The organism is Erwinia sp. MYb375 (assembly GCF_037479175.1).
Taxonomy (GTDB): domain Bacteria; phylum Pseudomonadota; class Gammaproteobacteria; order Enterobacterales; family Enterobacteriaceae; genus Erwinia; species Erwinia rhapontici.
Window position 1 is genome coordinate 1490166 of the sequence record NZ_JBBGZS010000023.1, and the last position, 14722, is coordinate 1504887.

Below are 14722 nucleotides of genomic sequence, written 5' to 3' on the forward strand. Positions count from 1 at the left end.
CCCAGGGCGAGGCATGCCTCGCCCCTACCCAAGATCACCGCACCCTCCTGAACGTAGGGGTCGGGCATGCCCGACCCTTCTGCGGTATACCCGTTCTACGTGATGGCCTCTGCCACTAACCCATCAATCAACACCTGCGGTACACCCTGCGAGCAGCGCTCAATGCGCCCTTTCACACCATATACCCGCGCCAGGCTTTCCGGCGTAATCACCGCTTCCGGTAAACCATCGGCAATCAGCTCACCGTTTTGCAGCATCAATACGTGCTCGCTGTGACGCAGCGCGATATTAATATCATGCACCACCACGACGGTAACGATGTTGCGCAGGCGGGTTTCGCGTCGCACTAAATCCATCACGTGGAACTGGTAATTGAGGTCGAGGGCGCTTAACGGTTCGTCCAGCAGCAACAGCTCCGGGCGGCGGATCAGCGACTGCGCCAGCCCGACTAACTGTTTCTGACCACCGGACAGCTGGTCAAGATAACTCAGCGCCAGATGCGCGATACCCAGCTGTTCCAGCAGCGCCATCACTTCGGCTTCGCTGCTGGCATTACTGCGCCCACCGCTGGCACGCTGAGCCACTATAATAGACTCCAGCACATGCAGATGCACCCCGGCCGGCAGCGACTGCGGCAGATACACCACACGTGAGGCACGGCGGGCAAACGGCAACGCCATCAGGTCTTCACCGTTCAGCCACAGTTCGCCTTTGGCGCGATTCAGCCCGGCCAGCGAGCGCAGCAGCGTTGACTTCCCACAGCCGTTAGGCCCCAACAGCACGGTGATTTTGCCACGTGGCAGCAGCGGCACATTAAGGTTGCTGATCACCTGACGTTTTGGATAACCGGCATGGAAACCGCTAATTTTCAGCCCCTGCATCAGACACTCCCCCGATGGCGCAGAATAATACTCAGGAAGAACGGCACGCCCACCAGCGAGGTGACAATCCCCACCGGGATGATGACGCCTGAGATCAGGTTCTTCGATACCACCGATGCCATCGACAGCACCAGTGCCCCGGTCAGCGCACTGGCGGGCAGATAGAAGCGGTGATCCTCACCAAAAATCATGCGGGCAATATGCGGTGCCACCAGGCCGATAAAGCCAATCGGGCCGACAAATGCCACCGCCAGTGCAGAGATCACGCTGATGCGCAGCAGCGTGACCAGACGCAGGCGACGCACATCAATACCGAAGCTCACTGCCCTATCTTCACCCAAACGCAGCGCTGTCAGTTTCCATGCGCTTAACATCGAGAACGGTACCAGAATCAGCAACGCCACGCAGAGTATCGCCAGCTTTTCCCACGAGGCGCGCGCCAGGCTGCCCATCGTCCAGAACACCAGCCCCTGCAAGGTATCTTCGCTGGCAATAAACTGCATCATCGAGACCAGTGCATTGAAAGTAAACACCAGCGCGATACCAAACAGCACCACACCGGAGGTGGACACCTGCGTCCAGCGGGTGACCGCGTCCAGCATCAGTGCGGCCAGCAGCGCAAAGACAAACGCATTGGCGGAGATAAACCACTGGTCAGGGATGCCCGGGATACCAATGCCCAGCACAATGGCCAGTGCAGCACCAAAGGCGGCGGCCGACGACACCCCAAGGGTAAACGGGCTGGCCAGCGGGTTATTCAGGATGGTCTGCATCTCAGCCCCGGCAAGGCCCAGTCCTAAGCCAACCACCACAGCCATCAACGCATACGGCAGGCGTATGTCCCAGACGATCACCCGGGTACCGGCATCAACCGTCTCCGGTGACAGCAGCGTTTGCCATAATACCTGTAACGACAGGCCGGACGGGCCAAGCGTGAAGTCCAGCACCAGCGAAGCGGCGATCGCCAGCACCAGTACGGCCATAATTAACAGTCGGTGGCGCAGCAGCTGGTGGTAACGCCCCATGACACCTTCAGGCGGGATATTGCCCGCGTGCTGCACGGGTTCCTGGGTCAGACTCATTCTTAATACCTGCTAGAAATGTATTTAATGCCGCTTAAAATAAAGCAAATGCGAATACTAATCAGTAATATTTTTAGTCTGTTTTTTTCAGATAAAAAAAGGCGCGGGATCCGCGCCTTCTTCTGTTATCCCATCGCCATTACTTTTCGAACTTAGGGAATTCCATCTCGCTGTACTTCACAAAACGCGTTTTGCGCGTCAGCTTGAAGCCAAACCAGATGATCAGGAACAGCGGGATGCCAATATACGTGGCCGCTACGCCGCCCCAGTCAATGGTATCCGACAGGAACGCCTGATAGTTCTGGCCCAGGGTAATAATCAGACACAGCACAAACGCAAAGATCGGCCCCAGCGGGAAGAAACCGGAACGGTACGGCAAATCGGCGAGATCCCGGCCCTGAGCCACATACCCTTTACGGAAACGATAATGACTGATAGCAATACCCAGCCAGGCAATAAATCCCGTCATCCCGGAGGTGTTCAGCAGCCACAGGTACACCGTCTGATTGCCAAACATCGAGGTCAGGAAGCACAGCCCCGCCACCACTGTCGTGGCATACAGCGCATTACGCGGCACACCGCCTTTGGACAGTTTGGCGAAGATACGCGGTGCTTTACCTTCTGAAGCCAGGGTATAAAGCATACGCGTGGAGGCATACATCCCGGAGTTCCCCGCTGACAATACCGCCGTCAGGATCACCGCATTCATGACTGCCGCTGCCGACAGCAGGCCGGCATGCTGGAATACCAGCGTGAACGGGCTGACGCTGATATCGGTCACATTGTTACGCAGCAGGCTTGGGTCGGTGTAAGGGATAATCAGGCTGATCACCAGAATCGCAAACACATAGAACAGCAGGATGCGCCAGAACACCTGACGGACCGCACGTGGAATGTTCTTCGCCGGGTCTTCCGATTCCCCGGCGGCAATACCAATTAATTCAGTGCCCTGGAACGAGAAGCCAACGATCATCGCCACGCCAATCATCGCGGCAAAGCCACCGGAAAACGGCGCATCACCAATCTGCCAGTTATGCCAGCCTGCACTTTCACCGCCGCGCAGAATGCCCACGATCATCGCTACACCCACGATAATAAAGATGATGACGGTGACCACTTTGATCAGCGAGAACCAGTATTCCGCTTCGCCAAAGCCTTTTACGGAGATGTAGTTCAGCAGGAAGATCAGGCAGAGGAACAGTGCGCTCCAGATCCAGCCCGGGGTGTCCGGGAACCACCAGGTCATTACCAGCTGTGAAGCGACAAGGTCAACGGCGATGGTGACCGCCCAGTTGTACCAGTAGTTCCAGCCCAGCGCGAAGCCAAAGCCTTCTTCGACGTATTTGGCGCCGTAGGTAGAAAATGAGCCTGAAACCGGCATAAAGGCCGCCAGCTCACCGAGGCTGGTCATCAGGAAGTAAACCATCAGGCCAATCAGCATATAGGACAGTAATGCCCCGCCTGGACCCGCCTGAGAAATAGTGGCACCTGAGGCGACAAATAAGCCTGTGCCAATCGAACCGCCAATGGCGATCATGGTTAAGTGACGTGCTTTCAGTTCACGTCTTAATCCAGTGGGTTGTGTTGTTGTTGTGTCATGATCCATGTTTTAACGCTGCGCCTTGCAAAAAATAAGGCGCGATTATAGCAACCTGGCGGGGGTCGTATAGCGATTACGCCACGTTATAAGTTAGCTTCATGATCGGCGGGAAATTATTAGCGTAACACGGGCGAGGCGTGCTCTCCCCTGTCAGAGCGCATGATTTCGCAGGGGTCGGGCATGCCCGACCCGGGTTTTATTCCGTGCAATAGCTCAGAAAACGGTTCAGCGCCTTCGAGAGGTGTTTCTGCCGATGATGAATCCGGTACAGCGTGCGTTTGAGTTTTGGCAACGGAATGGTCACTTCGACCAGCGTCCCCATCTCCAGTTGCTCGGCAATCACCCTCCGCGACAGGCAACTGATCCCCATGCCGTGACGCACCGCATTTTTAATCGCCTCAGAGTTGCCCAGCTCCAACGCCAGATCGAACTGCGGCAGATGTGACAACAGCAGATAGTCGACGATTTCACGCGTGCCGGAGCCATGTTCGCGCAGGATCCAGGGCGCAGCGGCCAGGCTCTGTAACGTCACCGGCTGGTTGAGAATATCGGCATTCGGGGCCGCAAAAACCACCAGCTCATCTTCCAGCCAGGGCTCAGTGATCAACTCGGCCATATGACATGGCCCTTCAATCAGACCTATATCCACGCGAAAATCTGCCACATCGGTAATCACATCCTGGCTGTTACCGACGCTCAGCTCTAAGGGCAGCATCGGGAAATCGCGGCGGTAGTGGGCGATCATGCCGGGTAACAGATAGTTGCCGATGGTGCTGCTGGCCGAGACGCGCAACGCCCCGTTGTCTTCACGGAATAACTGCTCAATATCCTGCGCCTGCTCAAGCAGCCCAACGGCACGTGGATATAACAGGCGGCCATGTTCGTTAATGACCAGGCGTTTGCCGACCCGGTCAAACAACTGGACGCTCAGCTGGCCTTCAAGATCGGCCAGTGCGGCACTGACCGCTGACTGGGAAAGTGCCAGCACCTGAGAGGCCTGAGTGGTTGAACCGCTTTTCAGAACTTCGGTGAAGACTTCCAGTTGGCGCAGGGTGATATGCATCGTCATTCCTTTCACAAAAAAGTGGCTCACAAGTAGACCGCTTAACACTTAGAGTGGTTGATTATAAGTATATAATCAATTTCTCTTTTAAGTAAGTTGCCATCATCATATTGCCATCATCTTATGGAGGAAGATATTTTGGCTGACATCGCTCTCAAAAATCATCATCACTCGATACAGCGCTTTATTCCAGGCCTCGCGCTGGCAGGCGGGATTGCCGCGCTGGCTATCTGGGCAGGCAATATCCCCTGGGTTGCCGGACTGGGGCTTGGCGCACTGACCCTGGCTATTGTATTTGGCATCGTCGTTGGCAATACGCTGTATCCCCTCATTTATCCGCCTTGCGATAGCGGTATTCTGCTGGCAAAGCAGAGACTGCTCCGGCTGGGCATTATTCTTTATGGTTTCCGGTTAACCTTCCAGCAAATTACCAGCGTGGGTGTCAGTGGCGTGATCATCGATATCATGACCCTGAGCTCCACGTTCTTTATTGCCTGCTGGCTGGGCCGTAAAGTCTTCGGGCTGGATCGCGACACGGCCTGGTTGATTGGCGCCGGCAGCAGTATCTGTGGTGCCGCGGCCGTGCTGGCAACAGAACCCGTGCTGAAAGCCGAAGCCTCAAAAGTCGCGGTGGCCGTGGCTACGGTTGTGATCTTTGGCACTCTCGCCATTTTCCTTTATCCGCTGTTATATCCGCATGTCTTGCAAATGTTTCCGTCGGTGACGGCTGAAAGTTACGGTATTTACACCGGCTCAACGATGCATGAAGTCGCGCAAGTGGTCGCGGCAGGACATGCTATCGCCCCGGAAACAGAGAACGCGGCGGTGATCAGTAAAATGCTACGCGTGATGATGCTGGCCCCCTTCCTGGTGATCCTTAACTGGCAGATAAAGCGGATGCAGCCAGCCACTGCAACCCAGAGCAAAAGCGCGCTCTCTTTCCCATGGTTCGCCCTGCTGTTTATTGTTGTCGCGCTGTTTAACTCTCTGCAGCTGTTCCCGCGGTCAGTCGTCAATACGATTAACCAGCTGGATAATGTCTTGCTGGCGATGGCCATGGCGGCGCTCGGCGTCACGACACAGGTCAGCCAACTGAAGCGCGCCGGGATGCGTCCCCTTCTTCTTGGCCTGACGCTGTTTATCTGGCTGATCGTGGGCGGTGGTGCTATCAACCTGCTGGTTCAACATTTGATGGCATAGTTTCCGCTCTTTTCCGGTTATGATGACCCGCCTGCCATTAAGCAGGTCATTAACAGGAGAACGGCATGAAATATATCGGTGCCCACGTCAGTGCAGCTGGCGGTGTGGATAAAGCGGTTGAACGCGCATACGAACTGGAAGCCACTGCTTTCGCGCTCTTTACGAAAAATCAGCGTCAGTGGCGCGCGGCTCCGCTGACTGATGAAGTGATTTCGGCCTTTCGCAGCGCCTGTGAAAAGTATCACTACACGCCCGGACAAATCCTGCCCCACGACAGCTATCTGATCAACCTTGGGCACCCGGTTGAGGAGGCCCTGGAAAAATCACGCGAAGCCTTCCTCGATGAAGTGACACGCTGCCAGCAGTTGGGGCTGACGTTATTGAACTTCCACCCCGGCAGCCACCTGCATCAAATCAGCGAAGACGATTGCCTTCAGCGTATTGCTGAGTCGATCAACATCGTGCTGGATAAGACGGAAGGCGTCACGGCGGTGATCGAGAATACCGCCGGTCAGGGCAGTAACCTGGGGTTTCGCTTTGAACATCTGGCGGCGATCATTGATGGCGTGGAAGATAAATCCCGCGTCGGTGTCTGCATTGATACCTGCCATGCCTTTGCCGGGGGTTACGACCTGCGCACCGAAGAAGAGTGCGTGAAGACGTTTGCTGATTTCGAACGCATCGTGGGCTTTCAGTATCTGCGCGGTATGCACCTGAATGATGCGAAAAGCGAGTTTAACAGCCGCGTCGATCGTCACCACAGTCTGGGCGAGGGGAATATCGGTAAGACGGTATTTAGCTGGTTGATGAAGGATAAACGCTTTGACGGGATCCCGATGATTCTTGAAACGATCAATCCGGATATCTGGAAAGATGAAATTGCGTGGTTGAAGTCAGAGCAGAAATAAAACCCGTAGGGGTCAGGCGTGCCTGACCCTGTGAAACGGGCGAGGCGGGCCCCCCCCCTACGGGGATAAGATTAGACTTTCAGCGCTTCTGCTTCCGGGCGTTTCAACACCGCGTAAGAGAGACCTGCCACAAGCGTACCCACGATAATCGCCGCCAGGTAACCGACGACCGGGGTGATTGCGCCAGGGATTAACAGGACAAACAGACCGCCGTGTGGCGCCATCAGTTTGGCACCAATCGCCATCGACATTGCGCCGGTTACGGCACCGCCGATGATGCAGCAAGGCAGAACACGCATCGGATCACGGGCAGCGAACGGAATCGCACCTTCAGAGATAAAGCACAGACCCAGTACCAGCGCCGCTTTGCCCCCTTCCTGCTGACCTTTGTTGAACTTCCTGCGTGCAACCAGCGTTGCCAGACCCATCGCCAGCGGTGGCACCATACCGGCCGCCATAATCGCCGCCATCGGCGCATAGGTTTGCGAACTGAGCAGCCCGACACCAAAGGCATAAGCCACTTTGTTCACCGGGCCACCCATATCGGTACACATCATGCCACCGAGGATAGCGCCCAGAACCACGGCGTTAGCCGTACCCAGGTTTGCCAGCCAGGCCGTCAGACCCGCCATGATACCGGCCACCGGTTTGCCCACTACGTAGATCATCAACAGACCCGTAATCAAGCTCGCGACCAGCGGAATGATCAGAATCGGCTTTAATGCTTCCATACTGGTCGGTAGTTTGACCTTCTGGCTGAGGAACTTCGCGGCATAACCGGCAATGAAACCGGCGATGATACCGCCAAGGAAGCCGGCGTTAATGCTGGTCGCCAGCATCCCGCCAATCAGGCCAGGCGTCAGACCCGGACGGTCGGCAATCGAGAAGGCGATAAAGCCTGCCAGCACCGGCACCATCAGGGCAAACGCACTGCCGCCACCAATCTGCATCAGCGCTGCTGCCAGCGTACCCTGCTCTTTAAACGCAGTGATACCAAAGGCGAAGGACAGGGCAATGCTCAGCCCCCCTGCAACCACCATCGGCAGCATGTAGGACACACCGGTCAACAAGTGACGATAGGCCCCTGCTTTCTCTTTTTTCTCGTCCTGTGCAGAAGACTGTCCACCCTGAGGCTGGTAAACACGGGCTTCTGCCACGGCTTTATCCAGTTCCTGAGCGGTTTTCTTCAGCGCCAGGCTGGTAGAAGTACGGTACATCGGCTTACCGGCAAATTTCGCCAGGTCCACTTCGATGTCTGCCGCCACAATCACCAGATCGGCTGCCGCCACTTCTTCGGCGGTAATGGCATTGCCAGCCCCCACTGAACCACGGGTTTCAACCTTCACCCACCAGCCGCGTTTTTTCGCTTCGGTGTCAATGGCTTCGGCGGCCATAAAGGTATGTGCCACGCCAGTCGGACACGCGGTAATCGCGACAACACGTTTAGGTCCGGTGCTGACCGCAGCAGGCGCAGCCGCTGATGCCGCCGGTGCCTGATAAGGTTGAGCGTGAGTTTGCGCCTTGGCCAGCACGTCGGCTGGCTGGCGCAGCAGCTGTTCGATGTCAGCCAGATAAATGGCTTTGCCGTTCAGCGTGCTGTCTGCCGGAATATTTTTGCCTGCCACAATGACTTGATCCGCTTCTGCCGGATTATCCGTCAGAATCAGACCGGCGCTTGCCGCAGCCGCTGTGGTGATATTTTTTGCCAGATAGCCCGTTGCCAGCCCCAGCGAAGAATCGATTATCAGCAGCGTTTTCATTATGCGTCTCCTGCTGTTAGTTAATGAAAGGTTGTAGGTCGACACGCGCCATCATTGCGGCCAACTGGGTACGATCGGTAACGCCCACGTTGCTCTGGCTGACGGCCATAGCCGCCACTGCTGTTGCAAGACGCAGTGTGTGCTCGCTCGATTCACGCATCAGCAGGCCATAAATCAGCCCGCCAACCATAGAATCGCCCGCACCCACGGTGCTCACAACTTCACAGGCAGGTGGTTTTGCAATCCATTCGCCTGAAGCATTCACCCACAGCGCCCCTTCGGCACCGAGAGAGATAACCACGTGAGCGATCCCCTGCTCACGCAGCGCATGTGCTGCTTCAATCACATCTTGTAATGTCGGTAATTTGCGGCCTGCCCAGATTTCGAGCTCACGGCGGTTGGGTTTGACCAGCCACGGTGCGGCTTTCAGGCCCGCAACCAGCGCCTCACGGCTGCTGTCAAAAATAATGCATGGGCAGTGGGTGCGCAGTTGCGTCATCCACTCGGTGAAAGCATCCGGGTCAACGCCTGCGGGCAGGCTGCCGCTGACGCAGACCATATCGAACTGCCCCAGCCAGGTCAGTGAATCCGCCGTAAAGCGCTCCCAGTCCTGTGCTGTTACGTCAAAACCCGAGAAGTTCAGGTCAGTGACATCGCCATCTTTCTCGGTCAGTTTGACGTTGATACGGGTGCGGCCTTCAACCACCTGGAAGCGGTTAGCAATCCCCAGCTCGCTGAACAGATGCTGGAAGCCGTCCTGATTCTCTTTACCCAGGAAGCCGCCCACGGTGACATCAATGCCCAGGTCTTTGAGGACCCTGGCCACGTTGATGCCTTTACCCGCTGCATGCAGCCCGGTGGTTTTCACCAGGTTGACTTCGCCGCGCTCAACTTCCGGGACGTACCCCACCAGATCGTAGGCAGGGTTCAGCGTGATAGTGGCGACACGTCTGCTCATGATGCACCCTCGCCCAGACCGGCAGCAATGGCTTCACCAATGGCATCCAGTGCTGCGCGGGCATCGGTACCGCTGGCGCTGAAGCGCAGACGATGGCCTTTTTTCACACCAAGCGCCACGACTTTCATCAGGCTGCGACCGTTAGCCGGTTTACCGCTGCCATCAAGGTTCGTCACGGTCACATCACAGTTAAACTGCTTGATCACACTGACCAGTGCTGTACCCGGACGCGCGTGCAGCCCATGTTCGTTACGAATGGTGAACTCTTCGGTCAGTACGTCAGCCTGTTCGGAGACATCGCTGGTCAGCAATGCCAGAATTCCGGCTGCGTCCGCACTCAGCAGACGATCTGCTTTCTGCTTAATCAGCAGATCGCTTAAATAATTCAGCACATTCAGCGGCTGGTCATCGGTGACGGAAACGGTGATCAACAGGGACGCGGTTTCACCGTTCACGCTGAACGGGGCAGCAGCGCGGCTGATGGCAACCGCACTGGCCAGGTTACCGTTGGTGCTGTCACTGAGCCAGATACCCTGCCCCAGATTCAGCGGCTTACCGGCAATCACGCAGCTCACGAAAGAGGCATCCACTGCGCCGGCCTGTTGCAGACGACCGGCGTTCAGCGCCTGTAGGGTCATCAGGTCGCTGGCAGCCACATCAACGGTGATCAGTGAGGTATCGAATTTGAATTCTGCCGCCAGTTTTTCACCCATCAGAATACTGCGCAGGGTTTCAGCCGAGTCGGTGGTACGCAGCTGTTCTGCCACACTGTCATCACTCAGCACATGCGTGAGCTGGCGCAGCAGCGCATGGTGTTCGTCAGACTTCGCGGCGATACCAATCACGACGAAGGCCGTCTGATCTTCGCCCCAGGCAATGCCCTGCGGGAACTGGAACACCTGCACACCGGTTTTTAACACCAGGTCGCGGGTATCGGTGGTGCCATGCGGGATGGCAATGCCATTACCGAGGTAAGTTGAAGTCTGCTGTTCGCGTGCCAGCATGCCGTCGACATAACCTTCACCGACATTCCCGGCGGCGGTCAGCGCGGCGGCGACCTGACGGATAGCATCTTGTTTGTCGCCTGCCTGGGCACCAGGCTTAATGGCGTTGAGTTCTAACTGGAACATGGTTCTCCTCGCTGCTGATTTGAATCGTTTCAGCTAATTTGAGAAAAAAAGCGCTATCTCTGCACTAACAACCTGAGGAGACAACGCTGAAACGTTTCAATGAGTGTGGTCCGGATAGCGGATCTGTTGCAAGTTTTACTGTGAATGGCGTAGCAGATTTTTGACGCTCCGCACATTTCATTAATCATTTTCAGAAAAACGCACGTCAAAAGAGTGAATAGCTGAAGGCATGCTGACGAGCATCCTCACCGCGGAATTGTGCAAAAAGTGCCTAAAATAAAAACGGTTTCCTCCTCCATTGAAAAAGGTTTCCCGACTTTCGCATTAAGGCGTAAAATCTCGCGGCTTTTCCTCACCAGGCTTATGGAACCCATGTCATTACCTGCTGCGCCCGCCCGTACCCTGCCAGACAGCAAATCTCTGGCATTTCTTGTCGTGGCATTTATCTCCGGGCTGGCCGGTGCACTGCAAACGCCAACCCTCAGCCTGTTCCTGAGCACTGAAGTTCATGTGCGCCCCTTTATGGTTGGGCTGTTCTTCACCCTCAGCGCCGTCATTGGCATTGTCGTCAGCCAGCTGCTGGCGCGCTATTCAGACCGCAAAGGCGACCGTAAAACGCTGATCCTCTATTGCTGTCTGCTGGGCGCAATGGCGTCGCTACTGTTCGCCTGGAACCGCAACTACTTTATTTTACTGTTCGTGGGCGTTTTGCTTTCCAGTTTCGGCACCAGCGCCACCTCTCAGATGTTTGCGCTGGCGCGTGAACATTCAGATAAAACCGGGCGTGAAAACGTGATGTTCAGTTCGGTTATGCGTGCACAGATCTCGCTGGCCTGGATGGTAGGCCCACCGCTGGCCTTTGCTCTGGCGCTGGGTTACGGCTTCCGCACTATGTATCTGACGGCCGCCGTGGCCTTTGTTCTTTGCGCGGTGATTGTGCGCTATCTGCTGCCCTCAATGCGCAAAACTACCGTGGTGATGCGTCAGCCCATTCAGGCTCCGCGCCGTCACCGCCGTGCCACGCTGATGTTGTTTATTGCCTGCACGCTGATGTGGTCGAGCAATGGTCTGTATCTCATCACCATGCCGTTATACGTAGTGAATGAGCTGCATCTGCCGGAAAAACTGGCCGGGCTGATGATGGGGCTGGCTGCGGGGCTGGAGATCCCGGTGATGTTGCTGGCGGGCTATTATGCCAAACGCTGCGGTAAGCGCCGCCTGATGCGCGCTGCCGCGTTTTCAGGATTGCTGTTTTACGGCGGCACGCTGATGTTTAATGGCGAAGTGTCGATGCTGCTGTTGCAGGGGCTGAATGCCATGTTTATTGGGGTGGTGGCAGCCATCGGAATGATTTACTTCCAGGACATGATGCCCGGCCAGGCGGGAGCAGCGACGACACTGTTCACCAACTCTACCCGTATGGGATGGATTGTTGGCGGCTCGCTGGCAGGAATGGTGGCTGAGGTATGGAGTTTCCACGCGGTATTCTGGTTTGCCGTCGTCATGATGGCCGCCTCGCTGCTTTGCCTGCTGCGCGTGCCGGAACCTCAGTCAGGGGAAACCAGCGCTGAGCAGCCCGCCGGCTGATTCAGGGTGCGGTCTGTGCTTCCAGGTCCAGTAAATACACTATCGATTGCTCGCGACTGATGCCACACATCTCGACCTGCGGCTGCAACCCTGAGCACACTTTAGGCCGCAGTGGCGAACCAAAGAGTTTACAGCGCATCTGAGCATCAAGCTGAATACAGGGTGTGTTCGCCGGTTTTCCATGCGGATGGCCTGGGATAGGCGATGAAATTGACGGTGCCGTACAGCAGGCACCACAGGCGGCGCGACATTCCATCACTGACCTCCAATACGAAAGCGCGACAATAGCAGGTCGCCCTCGTGAATACTATTCTTGTCCTGTAACCGGTTCGGTCCGATGGAAACAAATGATCGGCCCCTACAGGTTATCAATTTCGATACGTCGAAAACCGATGTTCGGGCCATGCGTATCCTTTCAGGTGCATATTTTTCTCCGGGCCATCTTGCCTGGCGACGCGGGCGCGAGTAACGTGTCGCGATAAATTTCTCCCTCATCTTTCATACGAGACCTGTTTTATGCCAAGAGCCAATGAAATCAAAAAAGGCATGGCCGTCAGCTTTAACGGCAAACTGCTGTTAGTTAAAGATATTGACGTACAAAGCCCGAGCGCACGCGGCGCGTCTACGCTGTACAAAATGCGTTTCACGGATATCCGCACCGGAATGAAAGTGGAAGAACGTTTCAAAGGTGACGACATTATCGACACCATTTCACTCAGCCGTCGCCAGGTCACTTTCTCGTACATTGATGGCGATGAATACGTCTTTATGGATGATGAAGATTACACGCCGTACAACTTCAAACAGGAGCAGATCGAAGATGAACTGCTGTTCCTGCCGGAAGGCGGCATTCCGGGTATTCAGGTATTGACCATGGACGGCATGATTTTGGCGCTGGAGTTACCTCAGACGGTAGATATGGAAATTGTCGAAACCACCCCGGGAATTAAAGGTGCTTCCGCCAGCGCCCGCACAAAACCTGCGAAAATGGCCACAGGCCTGGTCGTTCAGGTGCCGGAATACCTCAGTAATGGTGACAAAATTCGCATTCACATCCCTGAGCGTCGTTATATGAGCCGTGCAGACTAGCCACCACGTAAATGGCGCGGTCAGGTGACAGCGCCATAAATAACATGTTATAACATAACAACACTACAGGTAGTCGACCATAAGAATGCCCATCTTATGTTGCTGGTCGATCCAGCGAATCCGGCTGGTACCTAAATTGTAAGGTAGTGGCTGTAATTCATTGCTTTTAAAAGAAACATGACTGAATTTCGCCTGGCCATTACGCTCGCATGAGACTTGCACCTGTTGCTGCTGAATCTTATGGGTACATTCAGACTCCACAATCCTCCCGCTAAACTGGATGATCCCCGAAGTGCTTTGCGGCTCTGCCATTACATTGCTCGTCCATGATGCGAAAAAAATAACGATTGCTGTTGTAGCAATAATGTTCATATTAACCTCGCTGTTCATCTTCTTCTCGATGACTCTAGCCAATTACGCACGTCGATGTGATGAAAACAAATACGGGCCAAGAACGATAAATATCATTAAAGTTTTCCTGAGGAGTTAATATGACCCGAGTCAATCTGATTACCGGTTTTCTTGGCAGCGGAAAAACCACCACTCTGCGTCATTTGCTGGCCAGTAAACCCGAAGGTGAGCAGTGGGCCGTTCTGGTCAATGAGTTTGGTGAAATTGGCATCGACGGTGCCCTGCTGGCAGAGACGGGCGCCCTACTGAAAGAGATCCCCGGTGGTTGCATGTGTTGTGTCAACGGACTGCCCATGCAGGTGGGGCTCAATATGCTGCTGAAGCAGGCTAAACCTGACCGCCTGCTGATTGAACCTACCGGGCTCGGCCATCCAAAACAGATCCTCGATATGCTGTCAGCCACCGTTTATCAGCCGTGGATCGACCTGCGCGCCACTTTGTGTCTGCTCGATCCGCGTCAGCTTGCCGACCAACGCGTTGTCTATAATGAAAACTTCCGCGACCAGCTGGCCGCCGCAGATATTATTGTCGCCAATAAGCAAGATCGCTGGGAAGAGGCAGATCGGCAGAGACTTGATCAGTGGCAGCAGCTATCAGCAGCGCCGCGTCAGCTGGTTGCCACCTCACACGGCCAGATCGATATTGCACTGCTCGATCAACCGCGTGCCAACCTGCAAGCGCTGCCAACGCCCTCACACCATCATCATAGTCCGTCACAGTCAGGGCTGGCCGCGCTAAAGCTGGACAACAACGCACGCTGGCGGCGAGCACTGAATCAGGGACAGGGCTACTATGCGGCGGGTTGGATTTTCGACAGTGAAACGGTGTTTGATACTATTGGCCTGCTTGAATGGGCCAGGCTGGCACCGGTTTCACGTGTTAAGGGCGTATTACGCATTTCGGAAGGGTTAGTGAGCATTAATCGTCAGGGTGCGGACTTCCATATTGAAACCCGTCAGACAACACCGCCCGATAGCCGTATAGAGTTAATTCATGAGGAAAGGGCCGAATGGAATCTTTTGCAAAATGCCTTGTTGAATCTTCGTTTATAGT

14 protein-coding genes are annotated in these 14722 nt (G+C 55.4%); 5 read left to right on the plus strand and 9 right to left on the minus strand.

Translation table 11 applies throughout. The features are described from left to right. Nucleotides 1-95 precede the first annotated feature (95 nt). The 4 genes from WH279_RS19755 to yieE form a co-directional block, all read right to left on the minus strand. Complete coding sequence (locus WH279_RS19755; RefSeq protein WP_418903933.1) at nucleotides 96-881, minus strand: ABC transporter ATP-binding protein; 786 nt, start codon at nucleotides 879-881, stop codon at nucleotides 96-98. Continuing rightward, the gene (locus tag WH279_RS19760; RefSeq protein WP_339458132.1) at nucleotides 881-1963 is read right to left on the minus strand and encodes a FecCD family ABC transporter permease; all 1083 of its coding nucleotides are present in this window, start codon (nucleotides 1961-1963) and stop codon (nucleotides 881-883) included. The genes WH279_RS19755 and WH279_RS19760 overlap by 1 nt, the downstream gene beginning before the upstream one ends. A gap of 139 nt (nucleotides 1964-2102) precedes the next feature. After that, a complete protein-coding gene (locus tag WH279_RS19765; RefSeq protein WP_133841471.1) occupies nucleotides 2103-3569 on the minus strand; it encodes an amino acid permease in 1467 nt (488 codons plus the stop codon). Between the two features lie 190 nt (nucleotides 3570-3759). Further along, nucleotides 3760-4626, minus strand: coding sequence for a DNA-binding transcriptional regulator YeiE (yieE, locus tag WH279_RS19770; protein ID WP_133841470.1), 867 nt, complete (start codon nucleotides 4624-4626; stop codon nucleotides 3760-3762). Between the two features lie 138 nt (nucleotides 4627-4764). On the opposite strand from yieE, the gene WH279_RS19775 reads away from it, so the two are divergent. Together WH279_RS19775 and nfo are read left to right on the plus strand one after the other, a co-directional pair. After that, nucleotides 4765-5826: a YeiH family putative sulfate export transporter gene (locus WH279_RS19775; protein WP_339458133.1), complete on the plus strand. Its 1062-nt coding sequence runs from the start codon at nucleotides 4765-4767 to the stop codon at nucleotides 5824-5826. A gap of 65 nt (nucleotides 5827-5891) precedes the next feature. Next, on the plus strand, nucleotides 5892-6734 hold the full coding sequence (nfo, locus tag WH279_RS19780) for a deoxyribonuclease IV (RefSeq protein WP_200644053.1): 843 nt from the start codon (nucleotides 5892-5894) through the stop codon (nucleotides 6732-6734). A 71-nt stretch (nucleotides 6735-6805) separates the two neighbouring features. Here the strand turns inward: nfo and fruA are convergent, their stop codons facing one another. Genes fruA through fruB form a run of 3 tightly spaced genes read right to left on the minus strand, consistent with a single transcriptional unit; the run spans nucleotide 6806 to nucleotide 10582 of the window. Then, a complete protein-coding gene (fruA, locus tag WH279_RS19785) occupies nucleotides 6806-8494 on the minus strand; it encodes a PTS fructose transporter subunit IIBC (RefSeq protein ID WP_339458134.1) in 1689 nt (562 codons plus the stop codon). A gap of 16 nt (nucleotides 8495-8510) precedes the next feature. After that, nucleotides 8511-9452: a 1-phosphofructokinase gene (gene fruK, locus WH279_RS19790; protein ID WP_200644051.1), complete on the minus strand. Its 942-nt coding sequence runs from the start codon at nucleotides 9450-9452 to the stop codon at nucleotides 8511-8513. Continuing rightward, nucleotides 9449-10582, minus strand: coding sequence for a fused PTS fructose transporter subunit IIA/HPr protein (gene fruB / locus WH279_RS19795; RefSeq protein ID WP_339458135.1), 1134 nt, complete (start codon nucleotides 10580-10582; stop codon nucleotides 9449-9451). The genes fruK and fruB overlap by 4 nt, the downstream gene beginning before the upstream one ends. Nucleotides 10583-10954: 372 nt before the next feature. On the opposite strand from fruB, the gene WH279_RS19800 reads away from it, so the two are divergent. After that, nucleotides 10955-12169, plus strand: a complete 1215-nt coding sequence (locus WH279_RS19800; RefSeq protein ID WP_339458136.1) for a sugar efflux transporter — start codon at nucleotides 10955-10957, stop codon at nucleotides 12167-12169. Between the two features lies 1 nt (nucleotide 12170). On the opposite strand, the gene WH279_RS19805 is transcribed toward WH279_RS19800, so the two are convergent. Further along, nucleotides 12171-12425 (minus strand): YkgJ family cysteine cluster protein, encoded by a 255-nt coding sequence (locus tag WH279_RS19805; protein WP_339458137.1) that lies wholly within the window; start codon nucleotides 12423-12425, stop codon nucleotides 12171-12173. 260 nt (nucleotides 12426-12685) lie between these two features. Between WH279_RS19805 and yeiP the strand changes: the two genes are divergently transcribed. Further along, entirely contained in the window at nucleotides 12686-13258 is a 573-nt protein-coding gene (gene yeiP / locus WH279_RS19810) for an elongation factor P-like protein YeiP (protein WP_133841462.1), read from the plus strand. A 63-nt stretch (nucleotides 13259-13321) separates the two neighbouring features. Here yeiP and WH279_RS19815 read toward each other — a convergent pair whose 3' ends face one another. Then, nucleotides 13322-13630, minus strand: coding sequence for a hypothetical protein (locus tag WH279_RS19815; RefSeq protein WP_339458138.1), 309 nt, complete (start codon nucleotides 13628-13630; stop codon nucleotides 13322-13324). A gap of 119 nt (nucleotides 13631-13749) precedes the next feature. Here WH279_RS19815 and WH279_RS19820 point away from each other — a divergent pair, with 119 nt between their 5' ends. Continuing rightward, nucleotides 13750-14721 (plus strand): CobW family GTP-binding protein, encoded by a 972-nt coding sequence (locus tag WH279_RS19820; protein WP_339458139.1) that lies wholly within the window; start codon nucleotides 13750-13752, stop codon nucleotides 14719-14721. The last annotated feature ends 1 nt before the right edge of the window (nucleotide 14722 follow it).

What these genes read in the sequence shown, in the direction of transcription:
- WH279_RS19755 (WP_418903933.1), bottom strand. Translation starts at nt 881, where the DNA reads ATGCAGGGGCTGAAAATTAGCGGTTTCCATGCCGGTTATCCAAAACGT.
- WH279_RS19760 (WP_339458132.1), bottom strand. Translation starts at nt 1,963, where the DNA reads ATGAGTCTGACCCAGGAACCCGTGCAGCACGCGGGCAATATCCCGCCT.
- WH279_RS19765 (WP_133841471.1), bottom strand. Translation starts at nt 3,569, where the DNA reads ATGGATCATGACACAACAACAACACAACCCACTGGATTAAGACGTGAA.
- yieE (WP_133841470.1), bottom strand. Translation starts at nt 4,626, where the DNA reads ATGCATATCACCCTGCGCCAACTGGAAGTCTTCACCGAAGTTCTGAAA.
- nfo (WP_200644053.1), top strand. Translation starts at nt 5,892, where the DNA reads ATGAAATATATCGGTGCCCACGTCAGTGCAGCTGGCGGTGTGGATAAA.
- fruA (WP_339458134.1), bottom strand. Translation starts at nt 8,494, where the DNA reads ATGAAAACGCTGCTGATAATCGATTCTTCGCTGGGGCTGGCAACGGGC.
- fruK (WP_200644051.1), bottom strand. Translation starts at nt 9,452, where the DNA reads ATGAGCAGACGTGTCGCCACTATCACGCTGAACCCTGCCTACGATCTG.
- fruB (WP_339458135.1), bottom strand. Translation starts at nt 10,582, where the DNA reads ATGTTCCAGTTAGAACTCAACGCCATTAAGCCTGGTGCCCAGGCAGGC.
- WH279_RS19800 (WP_339458136.1), top strand. Translation starts at nt 10,955, where the DNA reads ATGTCATTACCTGCTGCGCCCGCCCGTACCCTGCCAGACAGCAAATCT.
- WH279_RS19805 (WP_339458137.1), bottom strand. Translation starts at nt 12,425, where the DNA reads ATGGAATGTCGCGCCGCCTGTGGTGCCTGCTGTACGGCACCGTCAATT.
- yeiP (WP_133841462.1), top strand. Translation starts at nt 12,686, where the DNA reads ATGCCAAGAGCCAATGAAATCAAAAAAGGCATGGCCGTCAGCTTTAAC.
- WH279_RS19815 (WP_339458138.1), bottom strand. Translation starts at nt 13,630, where the DNA reads ATGAACATTATTGCTACAACAGCAATCGTTATTTTTTTCGCATCATGG.
- WH279_RS19820 (WP_339458139.1), top strand. Translation starts at nt 13,750, where the DNA reads ATGACCCGAGTCAATCTGATTACCGGTTTTCTTGGCAGCGGAAAAACC.